We start from the raw sequence: 17,515 nt of genomic DNA on the forward strand, positions 1-17,515 counted from the left end.
ACTGCTACTTCATATCAAGCCGCAGGAGCTTGATCCGTATAACCTTTCGATTTTCCCCGTGCGACACGCTGCAAAAACACCGTGATTCTTACAAAATCCTTAGCCTTTCATTACGTTAATCCCCGGATGTAAGCAAAGATCATCGGGGTGAAAAGGTGTCGAAAAGCGCCTTTCTCATTGGCCGGGAGCGGGGTAGCTTAGCCTCTCTCCCGGCAAATGAGGCTAATAACATGAAACAAATGATGAAAGTTCTGGCGTTACCCTGCATCGGCGCGGCAATGCTGTTCAGCGCTGGCGTGATGTCCGCTCCGGCGCCGCTGGCCAAAGAGGCGCCGCCTGCAGATCAGGGGCCGCACATGCCGTTTCCCGGCGGGCACATGCCCAAACCCGGCTTCTGCCATGGCGGTGAACTGTTCTGCGCCACCTCGGCCAGCGATAACCCGGTCGATACCATCAATAAGCTGACGTCGGTGATCCCGGCCGGCACCGCCAGGCACTATGAGGTGCGCATCTCGGTGGTGGCGCTACCTGATGCTCCGCCGGCGCCGCCAAAAGCGTAACGGCCAGGTTCATCCTGCTGGCCCCGGCGCGCGATGCGCGTTAGGCTGAATGCTCCAGCGTGCAGGAGGCAGGATGAATTCTCTATCGCCCCACTCTTATCTTGGGCCCGACGATCGGCTGCTGCTGTTCGACGGCGAATGCAACCTGTGCCACGGGCTGGTGAGGTTTTTGGTTCGCGCCGATAAACGCCAGCGCATTCTGTTAGCCACGGTGCAGTCTGCCGAAGGGCAGGCGATCCTGCGTGGGCTGGGGCTGCCCGTCGATCGGTTCGATTCCATCGTTTACCTGGAGCAGGGGGAGCACTGGCTGCGTTCGGCGGCGTTTTTCCAGGCGCTGCGCCAACTGGGCCGGCCATGGCGGCTATTGGCGTCGGCGCGTTTTTTGCCGCCGCGCATGGCAGACGGCATTTACAACGCCGTGGCGCGTAACCGCTACCGGCTGTTTGGCCGCAATGACGGCACCGCCTTGCCCGGTGCAGGGCAGCCGGGGCGTTATCTGCGCCATCGCGGCGATCCGCCAGGCTGAACTTTACGCTTCTTTACCCTTGAATCGCTTGAAATATCAGCGCCCTGGCTCCATATAATGGAACGTTCAGCCAACAAGGAGCGCGTATGGGAATCAGCGAAGAAGAGCACATCCGCCGTCTTACCCAGGAGAAGAATGCCGTGGGCAATACGGCGAAGTGGGTAGCGATTGTTTCTGCCGTGTATTTTGCCCTGATGGTGTTTTACGGCCACCCGATCGGCGTGCTGACCATGTCCGGGCTGATATTTATCGTCTCCACCACCACCTGGCTGAAGAAACGCCAGAAGGTCAAATCCTACCGTATGGCGCTGGCGAAAATCGGCGACGATCGGCCCTGATAGTCGCTGCGCGGCAGCGTATAAATCAGGCTCGGCGCTGCGCCGGGCACGTCGTCCAGCGTATCCACCAAACGTAAACCCGCCTTTTCCAGCACGCGCCGCGAAGCCTGGTGGTTTTCGCGCACGACAGCAGATATTTCATCCAGCTCCAGCCCCTCGAAACCAAACTTCAGCGCCGCCAGCGCCATCTCCGTCGCGAGCCCCATGCCCCACACGCCGGTGTCGAAGCGATAGCCCAGATTGATGGAGCGCTGCGCGCCAAGCGGAACTTTGGAAAGGCCGCCAAAGCCAATCACCTGTTCCGGCCGCTCCCGCAGCGCCAACGCCCATGAGTCGAAGCCGTGGCTCTGCCATCGGCCGGCGCGTTCGTTAAAAACCCGCCGGGCCTGTTCCCGGTCGGTCAACGGGCCGGCGGGATTAAAGCGTTGGGTTTCCGGATTGCTGTAGATAGCATAGTAGCGCTCGAAATCTGCGGCGACCGGGGGGCGCATCAGCAGCCGAGCGCTGGTGACCGGCGCTGAGGGGATAAAGTGCGGCATTGTTTTCCCTTTTCTGGATGAATAAACAGTATTTACTGTAGACCAGAATGGCAAAACGAGAAACCCTCTCTCCGCGAAGAGAGGGTGAGGATCAAATAAAGGAATCGTCGTCGTCGTTGTAGTCGTCGGAGAAACCAGAATCGTCGTTCTGATAATCTGCGTTCTGGAAGCCGTTGTCCTGGTTCAGGAACCCCCCGTTACCGTTGTTGAAGGTGTCGAGGTTGTTGGAGGCGTCGAAATCACGCATCGCGCTATCGTCCAGCGGCGCCGGCGTTTCATCGATAATATTGACGATTTCCTGTGGCTGCGAGTGGCGGAACATGCCGGTCAGCATGTCGGCCAGCACCACCCCGCCGGCCACGCCCGCTGCGGTTTGCAGGGCGCCGCCAAGGAAGCCGCCGGCGCGTGAAGGCGCCGCCTGTTGCGGCTGAGCGTAAGCCGGCTGCTGCTGCTGCGCATAGCCGCCCTGAGCCTGGTTGTTCCACGCCGCGTTGTTCTGCTGCTGCGCCTGGTACTGCTCGCGCGGGCTTGGCGTGCTGCGGCTGCCGCCGCCGAACAGGCCGGCGAGAAAACCGCCGCTGCTCTGCTGGCTGCCGGCGTTTTGCTGCAGCTGGGCAATCTGGCCTTCCAGATCTTTAACCCGCTGGTCCAGCTGCTTCAGCGCCGCTTCCTGAATGATCATCGCCTGCGCCATATAATAAGGGGCGGACGGCTGCTCACGGATATGCTGATTGATTTGCTGCTCTGCCTGGAGATCCCTTGGGCCCGTCTTGGTCTCGGCTTCTTTCAGGCGGCCAAACAGACCATCGATAAGACGTTGTTCTTCGGATTGCATAGGACTACCTCTAGGAGATGAATAACGGTACTGGATGATGATTATCATCGGCAGTGATTACCCTAGCGCGTTTATATGAAGCAATAAATAAATGGTGGGTAAACCTGTCTATGAATTTGTTACCAATTACGGCAAAGGGATCAGCATCACCAGCTTCAGGCTGCCGTTTTCCGCCGGGTGGAAGGTGAGCTGGCGGTAGCGCAGCGGCCCCTGCTGCGGGTGTTCGAACGCCCGCTCGCCGCCTTCGCGGGCCATCACGTCATGCTGTTTCCACCAGTGATGAAAGGCTTCGCTGTTGTGGGTCATATTGCGCACGAAGGCGCGCATCTCTTCGGTGTTCTGGTGATGGCTGGTTTCGGCGCGGAACTCGGCCACTATTCGCCGTGCGCGAAGTTCCCAATCACTGACCAGGGTTTTCGCCAGCGGGTGGAAGAACATGAAGTGCAGCAGGTTGGGGGTATTGGTTTGGCCCAGCCAGCCGCTGAACAAGGCTTCCGCCTGCGGGTTCCAGGCCAGGATATTCCAGGTGACGTCCAGCAGGTAGCAGGGCACCGTCATCTGGTGCACGCTTTGCAGCATCGCGCTGTCGGCGGTTTCCCGCTGCTGTTCTTGCTCGGGGTCCGCCACCCGCGCCAGAGTGAACAGATAGTGGCGCTCGGCGGGGCCGAGCCGCAGCGCTTTGGCGATACGCGACAGCGTATAGGGCGAGATGGAAACCTCGCGGCCCTGTTCGATCCAGGTATACCAGGTGGCGCTGATGCCGCTGATTTGCGCCAGCTCCTCGCGGCGCAGGCCGCTGGTGCGGCGCCGGGGCGCGCTGGGCAGGCCCAGCATCTCGGGCGTGATGCGTTCACGATGCGCGCGCAGGAAAGCGCCGAGGGCTTTCGGCCCGGACAAGGCTTCTGATTGCATAGCATGGTACCTCTGGATACTAGGATAACTGCTTATATTGTACCCGTATATTAGCCTGATTATAGTAGCTGAAAGCCACCCGGCACAGGCGCAAGCCCGACAATAACAGGAGCAAACATGAGCAACGGCAACAGCCATAAAAATGCGGTAGAAAGCCAGTTTGGCGAGCAGGCCAACGCCTATTTAACCAGTGCGGTGCATGCGCAGGGCCGCGATCTGCAACGCCTGTCGCGTTTGCTGGAACCGCACGCCGCGGCGCGGCTGCTCGATCTGGGCTGCGGCGCCGGGCATGCCAGCTTCACTGCGGCGGCCAGGGTGGCGCAGGTGGTGGCCTACGATTTATCGGCGCAGATGCTGGCGGTGGTGGGCCAGGCGGCGGTGGAAAAAGGCCTGGACAATATCCAACTGCAGCAGGGTGTCGCCGAGTCATTGCCGTTCGAAGACGCCAGCTTTGATGTGGTTATCAGCCGTTATTCCGCCCATCATTGGCAAGATGTGGGCCAGGCGCTGCGCGAAGTGAAACGCGTGCTGAAGCCGGGCGGCAAAGCCATCTTTATGGATGTGGTATCACCGGGGCATCCGCTGTTGGATATCTATCTGCAAACCGTCGAGGTGCTGCGCGATACCTCCCACGTGCGCAATTATGCGCCGGGCGAATGGCTGGCCCTGCTGACCGAATCAGGGTTGGCGGTGCGCGAGGTGACGTCGGATCGACTGTATTTGGAGTTTGGCAGTTGGGTGGCGCGCATGCGCACGCCGGCGCATTTTGTCACGGCGATCCGCGCATTGCAGCAGGCGGTTTCCGAAGAGGTGGTAGAACATTTCGCCATTCAGCCGGAGGGTTCCTTCACCAGCGACATCATGATGTTCGAGGCGACGAAAGGCTAAAAACAGCAGGGCAGCCGAAAGGCTGCCCTGATAAACGTAATCAAATACCGCTTAATTACTTTTTGTCTTCCAGCAGGCAACGATAAATCAGGCCGCCGATAACGCCGCCGACCAATGGCACCAGCCAGAATACCCACAGCTGTTGCAATGCCCAGGTACCCTGGAAGATTGCCACGCCGGTGCTGCGCGCCGGGTTAACTGAAGTATTGGTAACCGGAATGCTGATCAGGTGAATGAGCGTTAACGTCAGGCCAATCGCCAAAGGTGCAAATCCTGCCGGCGCGCGCTTATCGGTAACGCCGTGAATAACGATCAGGAAGAATGCGGTCAGCACCAATTCAATAACGATAGCGGACTGCAGAGAATATCCACCCGGCGAGTGTTCACCGTAACCGTTGGAGGCAAAGCCGCCTGCGGTAGCGTCAAAACCGGCTTTCCCGCTGGCGATCAAATACAGCACTGCAGCAGCGGCAATACCGCCAATCACCTGAGCAATAACGTAAGGAATAACGTCTTTAGCCGCAAAGCGGCCGCCGGCGAATAATCCCACGGTGATTGCCGGGTTAAAGTGCCCGCCAGAAATATGGCCGACGGCATAAGCCATTGTGACCACGGTAAGGCCGAAAGCGAGCGCTACACCGAGAAAACCAATACCCAATTGTGGAAATGCCGCGGCTAATACTGCGCTGCCACAACCGCCGAACACCAACCAAAATGTGCCAAAAAATTCAGCAAAAAGTCGCTTTGACATAGATTCCCATCCTACGGAAAATACTAACGGGCGTTAGCACTAAAAACTATAGAACACCTTTTTCAATTAATGCAGGTTTCTATAGAATTTTCTTAATGCACCTTGAATAAACGACGGCTATTAAATCCGCAACAATTTATTTTGTCTATGCGAAAACCACTGATTTTTTCTTTTCCACTGCGCGTTTGTCGATTTTTTTATCTTTCATATAAGAATTTACCCTAAGAATAAAATCATCAGCGATGAGCATTAAAATCGGCGGCATAACGCAATTGTTTTCCATTCGATTTCCCCGTTCAAAGTATTGCGGTTAATTGCTCATTCCTATTTGCCTGCGGCGTTTATTGGGAGTAATCCGCCGTCGAGTGCCGTTGTCATCCAAATGTCATGCTAGATTAATATCTTGGCAGGTTACTTTTCCCCTAACGCACGAGCAGGAACCATGAAAATAAAGTCGTCTTCGTTGCTGATTGCCTCGCTGTTTCCCGTGTTTTCTTACGCCGCCGATGTCGAAGTGGCGCGCTATGTCGTCAGCTTTCCCGGCGGTGAACGCGTCAGTTATCAAGGGGCGTTCGCCAAAAATTTCCCGCAGGGATTACCGATGGGGATAGGCTCCGGCCTGGCGTTCAATGGCCGGAAAGACGGGGATTTGCTGCTGACTACCCTGACCGACCGCGGCCCTAACGCCGATGCGCCAAGGGTGGGCGAGCAGGAAGCGAAAATTTTTGCCAATCCGCAATTCACGCCGCTGTTGATGGATATCCGCATCGGCGGCGGCAAGGCCGTCGCCGGCAACCCGCGGCCGCTGCATGATGAGCAGGGGCCGATCGGCGGGCTGCCGCTGCCGGGCGAACTGATCGGCGCCACCAATGAAGTGGCGCTGAGCGATACGCTGCAAGCGTTGCACGGCGACCGGCGCGGGCTGGACACCGAGGGCGTCACCGGCGACGGCAACGGCGGCTACTGGTTATGCGATGAATACGGCCCGTTCCTGATCCACGTCGACGGCCAGGGCAAGATCCTCGCCAAGCATGGGCCGACGGCGCTGCCGGGCGAACAGGCGGTGGCCGGTGGCCTGCCGAACATCATCAAATGGCGCCAGCCGAATCGCGGTTTTGAAGGGCTGACCCGTCTGCCGGACGGGCGCATTCTGGCGGCGGTGCAAAGCACGCTGGACGTGGACGGCAAGAGCAAAAACAAGGCGCAGTTCACTCGTCTGGTCAGCTTTGATCCGGCCAATGGCAAAACCGCGATGTACGGTTACCCGATCGATATCGACAGCTATAAAAAGGCCAAGGACGCCAAGATCGGCGACATTGTCGCGCTGGATAATCAGCGCATTTTGCTGATTGAGCAGGGAACGGATAAAGACAAGCAGATGATCAACAAGATCTACCTGGTCGATCTCGCGCAGGCCAGCGATCTGAGCGAGTTCGACGGCAAGGGCAAGGCGCTGGAGTTCGACGATGCCAAGGCGCTCGCCAAGCGCGGCGTGAAGCTGGCGCAAAAGCGCGAAGTGGTGGATCTGCGCAAGCTGGGCTGGCGCCAGGAGAAAGTTGAAGGGCTGACGCTGATTGACGAGCGTACGCTGGCGGTGATCAACGATAACGACTTCGGCCTGCAGGCAAAATTGGTTGACCCGCAGCCGAAGGGCAAGAAGATCGACGATTATCAGCTGGATAAGCAGGGGCGCCTGCGCCTGGACGGTGAAAAGGTGTCGACAAGCATTGAACTGCGCCCGTTGGCCCAGCCGGAGTCGCTGAGCGAGCTTTGGGTGCTGACGCTGCCTCAGGCGTTGAAATAACCGGTGTCGGGGGCGTCGCCGCCCCCGACAGGTTCAGAAGCCGGCCTGCTCCCGGCGATGCGGCGTTCTGCCGCGTGAAATGCTCTCCCAAATCGCTACCGCCACCATAATCAGGGTGGTCAGGCCGTTGACCATCAGCAGATCGGTGAAATAGGCGATGGGCGTCAACACCGCCAGTGCTATTAACCCCACCAGATGCGACAGCGGGAAGCGGCGATACACTAACCGCTTATACAGCGCATTGGCGAACAGATAGATGGCCGGGCCGAGGATCAGCACCGCCACCCGGGTGTTTTGCATAGGGCCGTCGGGATGAGCGATCACCAATTCGTTGGCCACGGCGCAGACGATGATCGCGCCAACCAGCACCACATGCACATAATGGAAATTGGCGCCCAGTTGGCCGGGGTTTTCCGCCTGGCTGATGGCGTGGCTGCCGGCTTTGCTGCTGGTGTCGAAATAGACCCACCACATCGCCAGGCTGCCGATAAAAGCGACCAGCGAGGCGATCAGCGTCGGCGCGCTCCAGACTTCCATCTCGCTCAGGGTGGAGCCGGTGATCAGAATGGTTTCCCCCAGTGCGACAATCACAAACAGCTGGCAGCGTTCCGCCAGGTGGTGGCCCTCAATGGTCCACTCGCTGCTGCTGTCTGAACGGCCAAGCACCGGCAGGCGGAAGCCGAACATTGGCGAAACGTATTCACAGAGTACGGCGATAGCCCACAGCAGCAGGCGCATATTGCCTTCCGCCAGGCCGCCGCCAAGCCAAAATACCGCGGAGATGCACAGCCAGCCGAGAATGCGCCGGAAGTTTTGCTTCAACGGGTGCCCGGCCTCCAATAGCTTCAGCACCGCCAGCGAACGCCCGACCTGAATCGCGACGTAGAACAGGGCGAAGATCAGCCCGCGTTCACCGAAGGCCTGCGGCAGCGCCGCGGCGGCGAACAGCCCCAACAGCATAATGGCGAACAGCAACAGGCGGATCTGGCGGGTATCCGGATTAAACCAGTTGGTGACCCAGGCGGTATATTGCCAGGCCAGCCAGACGGCAAACCACAGCAGCAGCGTTTCCAGCGCGCCGGTAAGCGTCAGATGGTGCAACAGGTAGTGGGAAAGTTGGGTAACGGCAAAAACGTAGATCAGATCGAATAGCAGTTCCGAGAACGAAACCGAGGCGCCACGACCATCGCGCACACGCAGTAAGGCTTGCGACATAAGCGTTCTTCCTGAAATGATAAGTCACAACATCAGCGTAGCTTAGCAGGCGGCGGCGAGTGAAATATCTTAAAAACGAGCGGCCTCCCCCTCTTTATGGCAAACCGTCTTTAATTCTCCATAAAATAGCGGTAAGGTTTCCTTATAAAGAGCGTTTCTGGTTATTGAGCAACACCTGCTGTTACTTCCTCCTTATTTCCCTCACAATGATTGATGTTCTTTACATTGCATTACGCCGGCTTGCATTTATTAGCGGATAATTATCATCACTGACAACGAGCTAATAAACAAAAACACCTGGAGTCCATCATGAAACTATTACCCAGCATCGCAGCCGTAGCGATCGCCACCGCTTCCTTTGCCACCTTCGCCGCGCCGCTGTCGTCGGTTACGCAGGTGAACAGCGAACAGGCCGCCGGCCTGCAAAGCATCGGCGTAGTCTCGGTTTCCGGCGTCAGCGGATCGCCGCATGACGCGATCCACGCGCTGAAAGAAAAGGCCGCGGCGGATGGCGCCAGCCATTATCGCATTATCGGTCTGGACACCCCCGGGGATTCCAGCAACTGGCGCGGCAATGCGGAAATTTATCGCTAATCGCTACGCGTTTTTATTTCCCTGAAAGTGGTTGATTGGTCAATAAAATAAACGGTCGTAATAATAATCTGAATAATAAGGCATTGTCTGCTTACCTTCAGGTCATTATTACGGCCGTTTTTCTTTTTTCCGCACCCCGACGGTTGCATTTTATTACAACTGTGTCGGTCGCTTTCGGAGTGATGTTAATGAATACTTAAGAAATTACGCTCAGATTGGGGGTACTCAACCCAAGGAGGCCCCAATGTTAAATGCGACCCGGCTGCACCTGAAGAACCACTTTTCCTATCTCCAGCAGTTTATGGCTTCACCGCGCACTATCGGCACTCTGGCGCCTTCTTCTCCCTGGCTGTGCCAGGCGATGCTGAATCAGGTGGAGTGGACGCGCACGCTGTCGATAGCGGAGCTGGGCGCAGCGGACGGCGTACTGACCAAGCGCATTTTAGGCCGCATGCGGGCGGACGCGGCGTTGGAAGCCTACGAGATCCAACCCAACTTCGTGCACCAGCTGCGCAAGATCAACGACAGCCGACTGCAGGTGATGGCGCATTCGGCGGAGGAGATGGCCACCGATTACGACGTGGTGTTCTCCTGCCTGCCGCTGCTGTCGATCCCGCTGCGGATCAGCATGCGCATTCTGCAGCAAGCCCGGCAGTGCTTGCTGGCGCGCAACGGTACGCTGGTGCTGTTCCAGTACAGCCATCTGTCGGAAAAGCTGCTGTCGCGCTACTTTCATTGGAAGCGGGTGCGGGTGGTGCGCAACTTCCCGCCGGCCTTGGTGTATATCTGCACCCCGCGTTAGCTACAGCTTTTTCTCCATAACCACCACTTCGCCGCCATGCTGCCGCCTGCGCTCAAGGGGCCGCCAGCCCCAGGCGGCATACAGCGCCTCCGACTTGTCGGTGATCAGGTGCAGCGCGGCATGATTGCGTTGGCGCGCCTGCCGCACTATCGCCGCCTCCAACCGCTGAGCGATGCCCTGGCGGCGGTGATCCGGGTGAACGAATAGCCCGGCCAGCCAGGGCGACAGATCCCTCCGCTGACGATCGTCGCTTGGCCACAGGCTGGCCATGCCCAGCGGGCGCTCGCCGTCGAGCGCCATCAGCGTCAAATGGTCGTCACTGGCCTGGGCGCACAGAATGAAGCGCTGACGGGTGCGATCCAGCGAACCGCCGCGCTGCGAACCCCATTGGCCAAAGGCCCAGGCGGCGCAGACGTCGGCGAACTGCGGGCACTCCGCCAGCGGAATAATACGTAGGGTCATGCCTCTCTCCTGATTGTTGGCGCTCATCTCTCCATTTAATCGGTTTTCGGGCCGTTTTTTTAACTTTTTAAAGCGGCATTTTCAGCGGTTTTACGCGTATCTACGCTGAAACGGCGTGATTCGGCCCGCATAGGCGAGTTTGGATTGAAAGTGTTAATGAGAGTGATTATCATGCGCAGATTATTTTTTCTGCTCCGGTTCACTCATGCGCAATTCCCTCATTTTACTGCTGCTTTCGCTGGCGTTGGGCGCGTTCTCTACCCAGGCGAAAACCGTCACCGACATCACCGGCCGCCAGGTGGCGGTGCCGGATAACCCGCAGCGCATCGTGGTGGGGGAAAGCCGCATGCTGTATACGCTGGCTTTGCTGGAGCCGGGCAATCCGGCGCAGCGCATCGTCGGCTGGCCGCAGGATCTGGCGCGTTTCGATGCGCAAAGCTGGCAGCTGTACAGCCATCAATACCCGCAGATCAAAGATATCCCCGTCATCAGCGGCAATAACTTCCGCCAGGTCAATATTGAAAGCCTGATCCAGCTGAAGCCGGATCTGGTGATTTTGGCGCGCTATGCGCGTGAAGACGGCGACAACGATCTGCTGCTCAAGGCGTTAGACAAAGCGGGCATTGCGGCTATCTACGTGGATTTGCGCATCGATCTGTTGAACAACACCGTGCCAAGCGTGCGGCTGCTGGGCGAGGTGCTTAATCGCCAGCAGCGCGCCGAGCAGTTCATCCGTTTCTATCAGCAGCATATGGCGGTGATCCAACAGCGGCTGGCGGGCTACCGCGGGCCGAAGCCCAAGGTGATGCTGCACCTGCATCTGGGGCGGCGCGAAACCTGCTGCACCACCGCCGCTCATGGCAATCTCGGCGATCTGCTGGCCTTCGCCGGCGGCGACAATATCGCCAGCGCCAGCATCAAAGGGGTGTACGGCGAGCTGAACCCGGAAACCATCCTCACCGCCAATCCCGACATTTATATCGCCACCGGCATGGCCGGGCCGCAGGGCAAGCGGGTGTCCGATCTGCGTTTGGGGCCGCTGGTCAGCCAACAGGATGCCGACGCCAGTTTCCGCCAACTGATGGCCAAACAACCGATGCTCGCCAGCCTGTCGGCGGTGAAAAACCGCCAGGCCTGGAGCATTTGGCACAATTTTTATCTCAGCCCCTACCACGTGGTGGCGGTTGAGATGTTCGCCAAAGCCTTCTATCCGGATCTGTTTGCCGACCTTAACCCGCAGCAGACCTTCAAACAGCTGTACCAGCAATTTTTGCCGTTGCCTTTTTCAGGGACCTATTGGAGTCAATTAAATAATGAATAACAACAAGCGCCGTTGGTTGAGCGCATTGCCTTTGGCTGCCTGCGCGGTTGCGCCGGCCATCGCTGCGGAAAAAGCGGCGGAAAAAGGGGAAAGCCTGGTGGTGCTGGGCCAGAAAAGCGTCGACGGCGTGCAGAGTTATCAGCCGTTGAGCAGCGTTACCGGCACCCGCAGTGAAACCAGCCTGCTGAACGTGCCGCAGGCCATCGACGTGGTGCCGCCGCAGGTGATTACCGATCAGGCGGTCAGCAGCCTGGATGAGGCGCTGTACAACGTCAGCGGCATCACCCAGGCCAACACGCTGGGCGGCACTCAGGATGCGGTGATGAAGCGCGGCTTCGGCGACAACCGTGACGGCTCTATCCTGCGCGACGGCGTGCGCTCGGTGCAGGCGCGCAACTTTACCCCGACCACCGAACGGGTCGAGGTGCTGAAAGGCCCGGCCTCGATGCTGTACGGCATGGGCGAGCCGGGCGGGATGATCAACATGATCACCAAGAAACCGCAGCTGCAACAGCACACCCATGTGGAAGGCTGGGGCAGCAGCTTTAACGGCGGCGGCGGCCAGCTCGACGTGACCGGGCCGCTCGGTACCTCGGGCTTCGCCTACCGAATGATCGTCGATCACGATGAGACCGATTACTGGCGCAACTTTGGCCGCAACCGCCAGACGGTGATTGCGCCCTCGCTGATGTGGTATGGCGAAAGCACCACCGTGCGGCTGGCCTACGAACATATGGAATACCTGGTGCCTTTCGATCGCGGCACCATCATCGATTCGCGCACCGGCAAGCCGGTGAATACGCCGCGCGACCGCCGCTTCGACGAAGCTTACAACGCCACCCGCGGCGATCAGGACAGCGTCACCCTGCAGGTTGACCAGGTGCTGAACGAGAGCTGGAAGAGCTCGCTGACCTATGCCTACAGCCGCAACAGCTACAGCGACAATCAGGCGCGCGCCACGGCGCTGAACCCGAAAACCGGCGTGCTGACGCGCCAGGCCGACTCTACCGCCAACGCCGTCAGCCATGCCAATGCGGTGCAGCTGACGCTCAACGGCGACGTCGACTGGGGCAGCATCAACCACCAGATGCTGTTCGGCTTCGACTTCGAAGACAATCGCACTTACCGCGGCGACATGATCCGCGGCAAAAAGAACAGCGATTTCAACATTTACGACCCGGTCTATGGGCTGATGCCGGCATCGACCACCGTCAGCGCGGCCGACAGCGATCAGCGCGAAAATCTCACCAGCTACGGCTGGTTTATGCAGGACTCCATACAACTGACCGACAAATGGCTGGTGATGGGCGGCCTGCGTTACGATGCCTTCGACGTGTTCGCCGGCAAGGGGCGGCCGTTCGTCACCAACACCGACAGCTCGGACAGCAAGCTGGTGCCGCGCGCCGGGGTGGTGTACAAGCTGACGCCGTACGTATCGCTCTACGGCAGCTATACCGAATCCTTTAAGCCGAACTCCTCCATCGCCACCCAGATCGGCTCGCTGCCGCCGGAGCAGGGCAAGTCCTGGGAAGTGGGCGGCAAGGTGGCGTTGCCGAACGGCGTTACCGGTACCCTGGCGCTGTTCGATATCACCAAGCGCAACGTGATGGTCAGTGAGCTGGTGGATGGTGAAACCGTCACCCGCACCGCCGGCCGGGTGCGCTCGCAGGGCGTGGAGCTGGATGTGGCCGGCAATATCACCGACTCGCTGAGCCTGATTGGTTCCTACGCCTATACCGACGCGCGGGTGGTGGACGACCCGGACAATAAGGGCAAAGAGATGACCAACGTGGCGCGCCACACCGCCTCGCTGTTCCTGACGCAGAACCTGGGATCGCCGGGCCTGTACAGCGGCGACGAGGTGCGCATCGGCGCCGGTGCGCGCTACGTGGGCCGCCGCCCGGGCGATGCCGCCAACAGCTTCTACCTGGACAACTACACCGTTGCCGACGCCTTCGCCGCTTACACCATGCCGATCAACGGTTACCGGGTGAAATGGCAGCTGAACGTGAAGAACCTGTTCGACAAAACCTATTACCCTTCCAGCGGCGGCAACCTGCGCGTGGCGGTTGGGGAGCCGCGTGAGGTGGTGCTGCGCGGCAGCATCGATTTCTAGGCCGCCGGCGGTGAAATCTGGTTAAATAGCCGGCCCTGACGTTAAGGAGAACCCATGAGCCTGCATATTCGTCTGGCGCGTCTGCAGGATGTTGCGCAGTTGATGGCCGTTGAGCGCTCGGCGGCGCAGCTGTTCCGCCGGCAGCCCGCATGGCGGTTTATCGCCGACGGCGACGTGATGAGCGCGCAGCAGCACGCCGGCTTTATCGCGCGGCAGTCTGAGTGGCTGGCGGAAAGTCCGGAAGGGGAAGTCGCCGGCTTTATCGCCGTGCTGGCGCAGCCGGCGGACTGGCACATCGCCGAGCTGTCGGTGGCCGGCGACTGGCAGCGGCGCGGCGTTGGCCGCCGGCTGATCGCCGCGGTCGCCGCAGAGGCTAAACGCCGGGGCGCCAGCCGCCTGACGTTGACCACCTTCGCCGAGGTGCCCTGGAACGCGCCTTACTATCGGCGGTTGGGCTTTCGGCCTATCGCCGCAGAGCACCTGACGCCAGCGCTGCGGCGGCATCTGGCCGAGGATCTGGCGCATGGATTTGCCGCCGACAGTCGCTGTGCCATGGAATTTACATTATCGTAAATATTGAAATACAGGCTGATGGCGGTATGATGCTGCATCCACGCCATCACGCTCGTTCGTCGGCCGGCATTTCGGTATGCAATGCACTCAAGTCACCGTATAAGGGACAACCCGTAATGACACAAACCCTGTTCATGGTAGGCGCTCGCGGAGCCGGCAAGACTACGGTCGGCAGCGCGCTGGCGCTGGCATTGGGCTATCAATTCGTCGATACCGATCTGTTTATGCAGCAGGCGGCGCAGATGAGCGTGGCGGAAATAGTCGAACGCGAGGGTTGGCTGGGTTTCCGCCGCCGCGAGACCATCGCTCTGCAAACCGTGACAAAACCGTCAACTATAGTTGCCACCGGCGGTGGTGCGATCCTGGCGGAAGAGAACCGTCAGTTTATGCGTGAGCACGGCACGGTGATCTATCTGCGCGCCCCGGCCGGCGTGCTGGCGCAGCGGCTGGAGGAATACCCTGAAGACGCCCAGCGCCCTACGCTGACCGGCCGGCCGATTGCGGAAGAAATGCTTGAGGTGCTGGCGGCGCGCGAAGCGCTGTATCAGGAGGCGGCGCACTACGTGATGGACGGCACCGGCAACCCTCAGCAGGTGGTGGATCAGATCCTCGCGGTGTTGCAGCGTGAAACGGTGAAGTAGTTCGCCTTGGGTTTTTCCTTTGGGCACAGTGGGTTGTGCCCATCCTCCGCGTTTTTCTCCTGGTTGCGCACAAATTGTTGGTGGCTGCGGCTTGTCTTTATAGATGATGAGTGACATATATAAAATAAATGGCATCTGTCATTTATAAATCGTCACCGCTCGTTTATGAGGTATCCCATGAAATACACCACCTTTGGCCGCAACACCGGCCTGCGCGTTTCTGAATTGGCTTTGGGCACCGGCAATTTCGGCACCGGCTGGGGTTATGGCTCCGAAAAACAGGAGGCCAGGCAGGTTTTCGATCGCTACGTGGAAGCCGGGGGCAACTTTATCGATACCGCCGACGGTTATCAGCTGGGCCAGTCGGAGCAGATGGTCGGGGAGTTTATCGCCGCCGAGCGCGACAGCTTCGTGCTTGCCACCAAGTATACGCTCGGCGCTTCGGCGGCGGGCGGCATCGGCCAGACCGGCAACAGCCGTAAAAACATGATTGCCTCGGTAGAGGCCAGCCTGAAGCGGCTGAACACCGATCGCATCGATCTGCTGTGGGCACACTTCTCCGATAACCTGACGCCAATGGAGGAGATCGTGCGCACCTTTGACGATCTGATCCGCGCCGGCAAGATCCAGTATGCCGGGCTGTCCAATTTCCCTGCCTGGCGAATTGCCCGCGCGGATACGCTGGCAGAGCTGCGCGGCTGGTCGCGCATTGCCGGTATTCAGGTGGAGTACAGCCTGGTGGAGCGCAGCGCGGAGCGCGAGCTGCTGCCGATGGCCGAAGCGCTGGGCATGGCCGCCGCGCTGTGGTCACCGCTGGGCGGCGGCCTGTTGACCGGTAAATATCGCCACAGCGACGCGGGCCGCCTCGTCGGGCTGGGTGGGCGTCTGGTGCACGTTGAGCATGACACCCGGCTGCTGGATGAAGTGCTGGCGATTGCCCAGGAGTGGCAGGCGCAGCCGGTTCAGGTGGCGATTGCCTGGCTGCGTCACCGGGCGGCGCATGCCGCCACCAGCCTGATCCCAATTCTCGGTTCCCGCACCCGGCAGCAGTTGGACGACACGCTGGCGGCGCTGACGCTGACGTTGAGTGAACAGCAGATAGCGCGGCTGGATCAGGTCAGCGCTATCGAACCCGGCACGCCGCACCGGCAGATTGCCGAGACGCTGGCGCGGACCCAGGGCGGCGACAGCGGCCGCTTTGCGCCGCTGCGCATTCCGCGCGCCTGAGTCTTTTGGATGAAGGGCATCATCTATTGAGCCTCTGCGGAGGATAACCTAAGATGATGCCTGGTTGATCAGGAGAAACAACATGGCCCGAGTATCCAAACAGCAGATGGAGCGCAATCGCGAGGCGATTGAGCTGGTCTCTTCGCAACTGTTCCGCGAGCGCGGTTTGAACGGCGTCAGCGTTAACGATCTGATGGCGGCGGTGGGGCTGACCCACGGCGGTTTCTATGGTCATTTTGCGTCCAAGGACGAATTGGCGGCGGTGGCCGGCCGGCGGGCGGTTGAAGAGTCCACCCTGCGTTGGGAAAATACGCCGGGTGAGCATAGCCTGCAGGCGCTGGTCGACGGCTATCTGGATGTCAAACACCGCGATTGCCCGGCGGAAGGCTGTGTGGTCGCCGCGTTGGCGAGCGACGTAGCCCGCGAAGGGCCAGACAAACCGGTGCATCAGGCCTACCTCGGCGGCGTACGGGCGATGCTGGCGCGGCTGGAGGCGCTGGCGCCGCAGCAGGATCGGCAACAGGCGCTGGCGCAGATGGCGATGCTGGTGGGCGCCCTGACGCTGGCGCGCGCCACCCGGGGTGATGCGTTGTCGGAACAGTTCCTCAATGCGGCGCATCAGGCGCTGCTGCAGACTCAGGCAGAGTAAAATAGCCGCCCGGCGTCACGCCAAAGCGCCGGCGGAAGGCGGCGATAAAGGCGCTGACGTTGTCATAGCCACAGTGGTGTGCCACCAGGCCGACGGGTTCGCCGCGCGACAGCGGCTCCAGCGAGCGCAGCACGCGCGCCTGCTGGCGCCAGCGCGCAAAGCTGACGCCGGTTTCATGCATAAAACGGCGGCTCAGGGTGCGCGGGCTCAGCCCGGCCCAGGCGGCCCACTGATGTTGAGTGCGCTCGTTGGCGGGATCGTTCAGCAGCGCCCGGGCGATGTTCAATAGCCGGGCGTCCTGCGGCAACGGCAGCTGCAGCGGCGCGCTGCTCTCCCTTTGCATCTCATCCAATAACACCTGCAGCATGCGCTGCTGCGGATCGCCCCAGGGGCCATCGGCAAATTGCGCCAGGCGTTCAACCAGCGCCTGCAGCAACGGGGTGGCGGCGCACAGCCGCGGCTGCGGCGGCAGGCCGGTTGCGCTCCCCGGCGGCAAATACAAGCTCCAGCCCGCCACTTTGCCGCAGGCCAGCGCCTGATGCGCACAGTGCGGCGGCAGCCAGCCGAGGTTGCCGGCGGTGATCGCCCATTGTTGGCCGGGCAGCTCCATCGCCAGCATGCCGCGCGTCAGCAGGTAGATCTGCCCGTCCGCATGCTGATGCCAGGGCGTGAGGTGTTTTTTCTCGTGCAGCAGCCTTTGGCTGCGTATCGCTATCATTTTTGGCCGTTTAGCATTATTCAAAGTCTTAATACGGCTATTAT

At 59.9% G+C, this 17,515-nt stretch carries 21 protein-coding genes; 13 read left to right on the forward strand and 8 right to left on the reverse strand.

Annotation, left to right across the window (positions count from 1 at the left end):
- Positions 1-230 precede the first annotated feature (230 nt).
- The 3 genes from KHA73_RS04485 (at position 231) to KHA73_RS04495 (ending at position 1,424) form a co-directional block, all read left to right on the forward strand.
- Positions 231-560, forward strand: a complete 330-nt coding sequence (locus KHA73_RS04485) for a hypothetical protein (protein ID WP_234589359.1) — start codon at positions 231-233, stop codon at positions 558-560.
- A 73-nt stretch (positions 561-633) separates the two neighbouring features.
- A complete protein-coding gene (locus KHA73_RS04490) occupies positions 634-1,086 on the forward strand; it encodes a thiol-disulfide oxidoreductase DCC family protein (protein WP_234589360.1) in 453 nt (150 codons plus the stop codon).
- A gap of 86 nt (positions 1,087-1,172) precedes the next feature.
- Positions 1,173-1,424, forward strand: coding sequence for an ABC transporter ATP-binding protein (locus KHA73_RS04495; RefSeq protein WP_234589365.1), 252 nt, complete (start codon positions 1,173-1,175; stop codon positions 1,422-1,424).
- On the opposite strand, the gene KHA73_RS04500 is transcribed toward KHA73_RS04495, so the two are convergent.
- From KHA73_RS04500 to KHA73_RS04510, 3 genes are all read right to left on the reverse strand, one after another.
- Positions 1,382-1,963, reverse strand: coding sequence for a GNAT family N-acetyltransferase (locus tag KHA73_RS04500; RefSeq protein ID WP_234589366.1), 582 nt, complete (start codon positions 1,961-1,963; stop codon positions 1,382-1,384). The genes KHA73_RS04495 and KHA73_RS04500 overlap by 43 nt on opposite strands.
- 91 nt (positions 1,964-2,054) lie before the next feature.
- Positions 2,055-2,798: a DUF2076 domain-containing protein gene (locus KHA73_RS04505; protein ID WP_234589367.1), complete on the reverse strand. Its 744-nt coding sequence runs from the start codon at positions 2,796-2,798 to the stop codon at positions 2,055-2,057.
- A 126-nt stretch (positions 2,799-2,924) separates the two neighbouring features.
- The gene (locus tag KHA73_RS04510) at positions 2,925-3,710 is read right to left on the reverse strand and encodes a helix-turn-helix transcriptional regulator (protein ID WP_234589369.1); all 786 of its coding nucleotides are present in this window, start codon (positions 3,708-3,710) and stop codon (positions 2,925-2,927) included.
- Positions 3,711-3,827: 117 nt separating this feature from the next.
- Here KHA73_RS04510 and KHA73_RS04515 point away from each other — a divergent pair, with 117 nt between their 5' ends.
- Positions 3,828-4,598, forward strand: coding sequence for a class I SAM-dependent methyltransferase (locus KHA73_RS04515; RefSeq protein WP_234589371.1), 771 nt, complete (start codon positions 3,828-3,830; stop codon positions 4,596-4,598).
- Between the two features lie 55 nt (positions 4,599-4,653).
- Here the strand turns inward: KHA73_RS04515 and aqpZ are convergent, their stop codons facing one another.
- Positions 4,654-5,349 carry an aquaporin Z gene (aqpZ, locus tag KHA73_RS04520; RefSeq protein ID WP_234589372.1) on the reverse strand — a complete coding sequence of 232 codons (696 nt, stop codon included), beginning with the start codon at positions 5,347-5,349 and terminating at the stop codon, positions 4,654-4,656.
- A 145-nt stretch (positions 5,350-5,494) separates the two neighbouring features.
- The gene (locus KHA73_RS04525; RefSeq protein WP_234589374.1) at positions 5,495-5,632 is read right to left on the reverse strand and encodes a hypothetical protein; all 138 of its coding nucleotides are present in this window, start codon (positions 5,630-5,632) and stop codon (positions 5,495-5,497) included.
- A 159-nt stretch (positions 5,633-5,791) separates the two neighbouring features.
- Between KHA73_RS04525 and KHA73_RS04530 the strand changes: the two genes are divergently transcribed.
- Positions 5,792-7,153 (forward strand): esterase-like activity of phytase family protein, encoded by a 1,362-nt coding sequence (locus tag KHA73_RS04530; RefSeq protein WP_234589375.1) that lies wholly within the window; start codon positions 5,792-5,794, stop codon positions 7,151-7,153.
- A 33-nt stretch (positions 7,154-7,186) separates the two neighbouring features.
- On the opposite strand, the gene KHA73_RS04535 is transcribed toward KHA73_RS04530, so the two are convergent.
- Entirely contained in the window at positions 7,187-8,368 is a 1,182-nt protein-coding gene (locus tag KHA73_RS04535) for a low temperature requirement protein A (RefSeq protein WP_234589376.1), read from the reverse strand.
- A gap of 309 nt (positions 8,369-8,677) precedes the next feature.
- Between KHA73_RS04535 and KHA73_RS04540 the strand changes: the two genes are divergently transcribed.
- Together KHA73_RS04540 and KHA73_RS04545 are read left to right on the forward strand one after the other, a co-directional pair.
- The gene (locus KHA73_RS04540) at positions 8,678-8,962 is read left to right on the forward strand and encodes a YdgH/BhsA/McbA family protein (RefSeq protein WP_234589377.1); all 285 of its coding nucleotides are present in this window, start codon (positions 8,678-8,680) and stop codon (positions 8,960-8,962) included.
- A gap of 244 nt (positions 8,963-9,206) precedes the next feature.
- On the forward strand, positions 9,207-9,764 hold the full coding sequence (locus KHA73_RS04545; protein WP_234589378.1) for a class I SAM-dependent methyltransferase: 558 nt from the start codon (positions 9,207-9,209) through the stop codon (positions 9,762-9,764).
- Here the strand turns inward: KHA73_RS04545 and KHA73_RS04550 are convergent, their stop codons facing one another.
- Positions 9,765-10,226, reverse strand: a complete 462-nt coding sequence (locus tag KHA73_RS04550; protein ID WP_234589379.1) for a GNAT family N-acetyltransferase — start codon at positions 10,224-10,226, stop codon at positions 9,765-9,767.
- 205 nt (positions 10,227-10,431) lie between these two features.
- Here KHA73_RS04550 and KHA73_RS04555 point away from each other — a divergent pair, with 205 nt between their 5' ends.
- The 6 genes from KHA73_RS04555 (at position 10,432) to KHA73_RS04580 (ending at position 16,753) form a co-directional block, all read left to right on the forward strand.
- A complete protein-coding gene (locus KHA73_RS04555) occupies positions 10,432-11,547 on the forward strand; it encodes an ABC transporter substrate-binding protein (protein WP_234589380.1) in 1,116 nt (371 codons plus the stop codon).
- On the forward strand, positions 11,540-13,663 hold the full coding sequence (locus KHA73_RS04560; RefSeq protein WP_234589381.1) for a TonB-dependent siderophore receptor: 2,124 nt from the start codon (positions 11,540-11,542) through the stop codon (positions 13,661-13,663). Before KHA73_RS04555 ends, KHA73_RS04560 begins: the two co-directional genes overlap by 8 nt.
- A gap of 54 nt (positions 13,664-13,717) precedes the next feature.
- Positions 13,718-14,236, forward strand: a complete 519-nt coding sequence (locus tag KHA73_RS04565) for a GNAT family N-acetyltransferase (RefSeq protein WP_234589382.1) — start codon at positions 13,718-13,720, stop codon at positions 14,234-14,236.
- Positions 14,237-14,352: 116 nt separating this feature from the next.
- Positions 14,353-14,877 carry a shikimate kinase AroL gene (gene aroL, locus KHA73_RS04570; protein WP_234589390.1) on the forward strand — a complete coding sequence of 175 codons (525 nt, stop codon included), beginning with the start codon at positions 14,353-14,355 and terminating at the stop codon, positions 14,875-14,877.
- Positions 14,878-15,054: 177 nt separating this feature from the next.
- On the forward strand, positions 15,055-16,104 hold the full coding sequence (locus KHA73_RS04575) for an aldo/keto reductase (RefSeq protein ID WP_234589391.1): 1,050 nt from the start codon (positions 15,055-15,057) through the stop codon (positions 16,102-16,104).
- Positions 16,105-16,186: 82 nt separating this feature from the next.
- On the forward strand, positions 16,187-16,753 hold the full coding sequence (locus tag KHA73_RS04580; protein ID WP_234589393.1) for a TetR/AcrR family transcriptional regulator: 567 nt from the start codon (positions 16,187-16,189) through the stop codon (positions 16,751-16,753).
- Here the strand turns inward: KHA73_RS04580 and KHA73_RS04585 are convergent.
- On the reverse strand, positions 16,710-17,471 hold the full coding sequence (locus KHA73_RS04585) for an AraC family transcriptional regulator (RefSeq protein WP_234589394.1): 762 nt from the start codon (positions 17,469-17,471) through the stop codon (positions 16,710-16,712). The two genes, KHA73_RS04580 and KHA73_RS04585, sit on opposite strands and share 44 nt — an antisense overlap.
- Positions 17,472-17,515 lie beyond the last annotated feature (44 nt).

It is taken from the genome of Serratia entomophila (genome assembly GCF_021462285.1).
Classification (GTDB): Bacteria; Pseudomonadota; Gammaproteobacteria; order Enterobacterales; family Enterobacteriaceae; genus Serratia; species Serratia entomophila.

Bases quoted from the DNA above. Each gene is read 5' to 3' on its own strand.
- KHA73_RS04485 (WP_234589359.1), top strand. From the start codon at position 231: ATGAAACAAATGATGAAAGTTCTGGCGTTACCCTGCATCGGCGCGGCA.
- KHA73_RS04490 (WP_234589360.1), top strand. From the start codon at position 634: ATGAATTCTCTATCGCCCCACTCTTATCTTGGGCCCGACGATCGGCTG.
- KHA73_RS04495 (WP_234589365.1), top strand. From the start codon at position 1,173: ATGGGAATCAGCGAAGAAGAGCACATCCGCCGTCTTACCCAGGAGAAG.
- KHA73_RS04500 (WP_234589366.1), bottom strand. From the start codon at position 1,963: ATGCCGCACTTTATCCCCTCAGCGCCGGTCACCAGCGCTCGGCTGCTG.
- KHA73_RS04505 (WP_234589367.1), bottom strand. From the start codon at position 2,798: ATGCAATCCGAAGAACAACGTCTTATCGATGGTCTGTTTGGCCGCCTG.
- KHA73_RS04510 (WP_234589369.1), bottom strand. From the start codon at position 3,710: ATGCAATCAGAAGCCTTGTCCGGGCCGAAAGCCCTCGGCGCTTTCCTG.
- KHA73_RS04515 (WP_234589371.1), top strand. From the start codon at position 3,828: ATGAGCAACGGCAACAGCCATAAAAATGCGGTAGAAAGCCAGTTTGGC.
- aqpZ (WP_234589372.1), bottom strand. From the start codon at position 5,349: ATGTCAAAGCGACTTTTTGCTGAATTTTTTGGCACATTTTGGTTGGTG.
- KHA73_RS04525 (WP_234589374.1), bottom strand. From the start codon at position 5,632: ATGGAAAACAATTGCGTTATGCCGCCGATTTTAATGCTCATCGCTGAT.
- KHA73_RS04530 (WP_234589375.1), top strand. From the start codon at position 5,792: ATGAAAATAAAGTCGTCTTCGTTGCTGATTGCCTCGCTGTTTCCCGTG.
- KHA73_RS04535 (WP_234589376.1), bottom strand. From the start codon at position 8,368: ATGTCGCAAGCCTTACTGCGTGTGCGCGATGGTCGTGGCGCCTCGGTT.
- KHA73_RS04540 (WP_234589377.1), top strand. From the start codon at position 8,678: ATGAAACTATTACCCAGCATCGCAGCCGTAGCGATCGCCACCGCTTCC.
- KHA73_RS04545 (WP_234589378.1), top strand. From the start codon at position 9,207: ATGTTAAATGCGACCCGGCTGCACCTGAAGAACCACTTTTCCTATCTC.
- KHA73_RS04550 (WP_234589379.1), bottom strand. From the start codon at position 10,226: ATGACCCTACGTATTATTCCGCTGGCGGAGTGCCCGCAGTTCGCCGAC.
- KHA73_RS04555 (WP_234589380.1), top strand. From the start codon at position 10,432: ATGCGCAATTCCCTCATTTTACTGCTGCTTTCGCTGGCGTTGGGCGCG.
- KHA73_RS04560 (WP_234589381.1), top strand. From the start codon at position 11,540: ATGAATAACAACAAGCGCCGTTGGTTGAGCGCATTGCCTTTGGCTGCC.
- KHA73_RS04565 (WP_234589382.1), top strand. From the start codon at position 13,718: ATGAGCCTGCATATTCGTCTGGCGCGTCTGCAGGATGTTGCGCAGTTG.
- aroL (WP_234589390.1), top strand. From the start codon at position 14,353: ATGACACAAACCCTGTTCATGGTAGGCGCTCGCGGAGCCGGCAAGACT.
- KHA73_RS04575 (WP_234589391.1), top strand. From the start codon at position 15,055: ATGAAATACACCACCTTTGGCCGCAACACCGGCCTGCGCGTTTCTGAA.
- KHA73_RS04580 (WP_234589393.1), top strand. From the start codon at position 16,187: ATGGCCCGAGTATCCAAACAGCAGATGGAGCGCAATCGCGAGGCGATT.
- KHA73_RS04585 (WP_234589394.1), bottom strand. From the start codon at position 17,471: ATGATAGCGATACGCAGCCAAAGGCTGCTGCACGAGAAAAAACACCTC.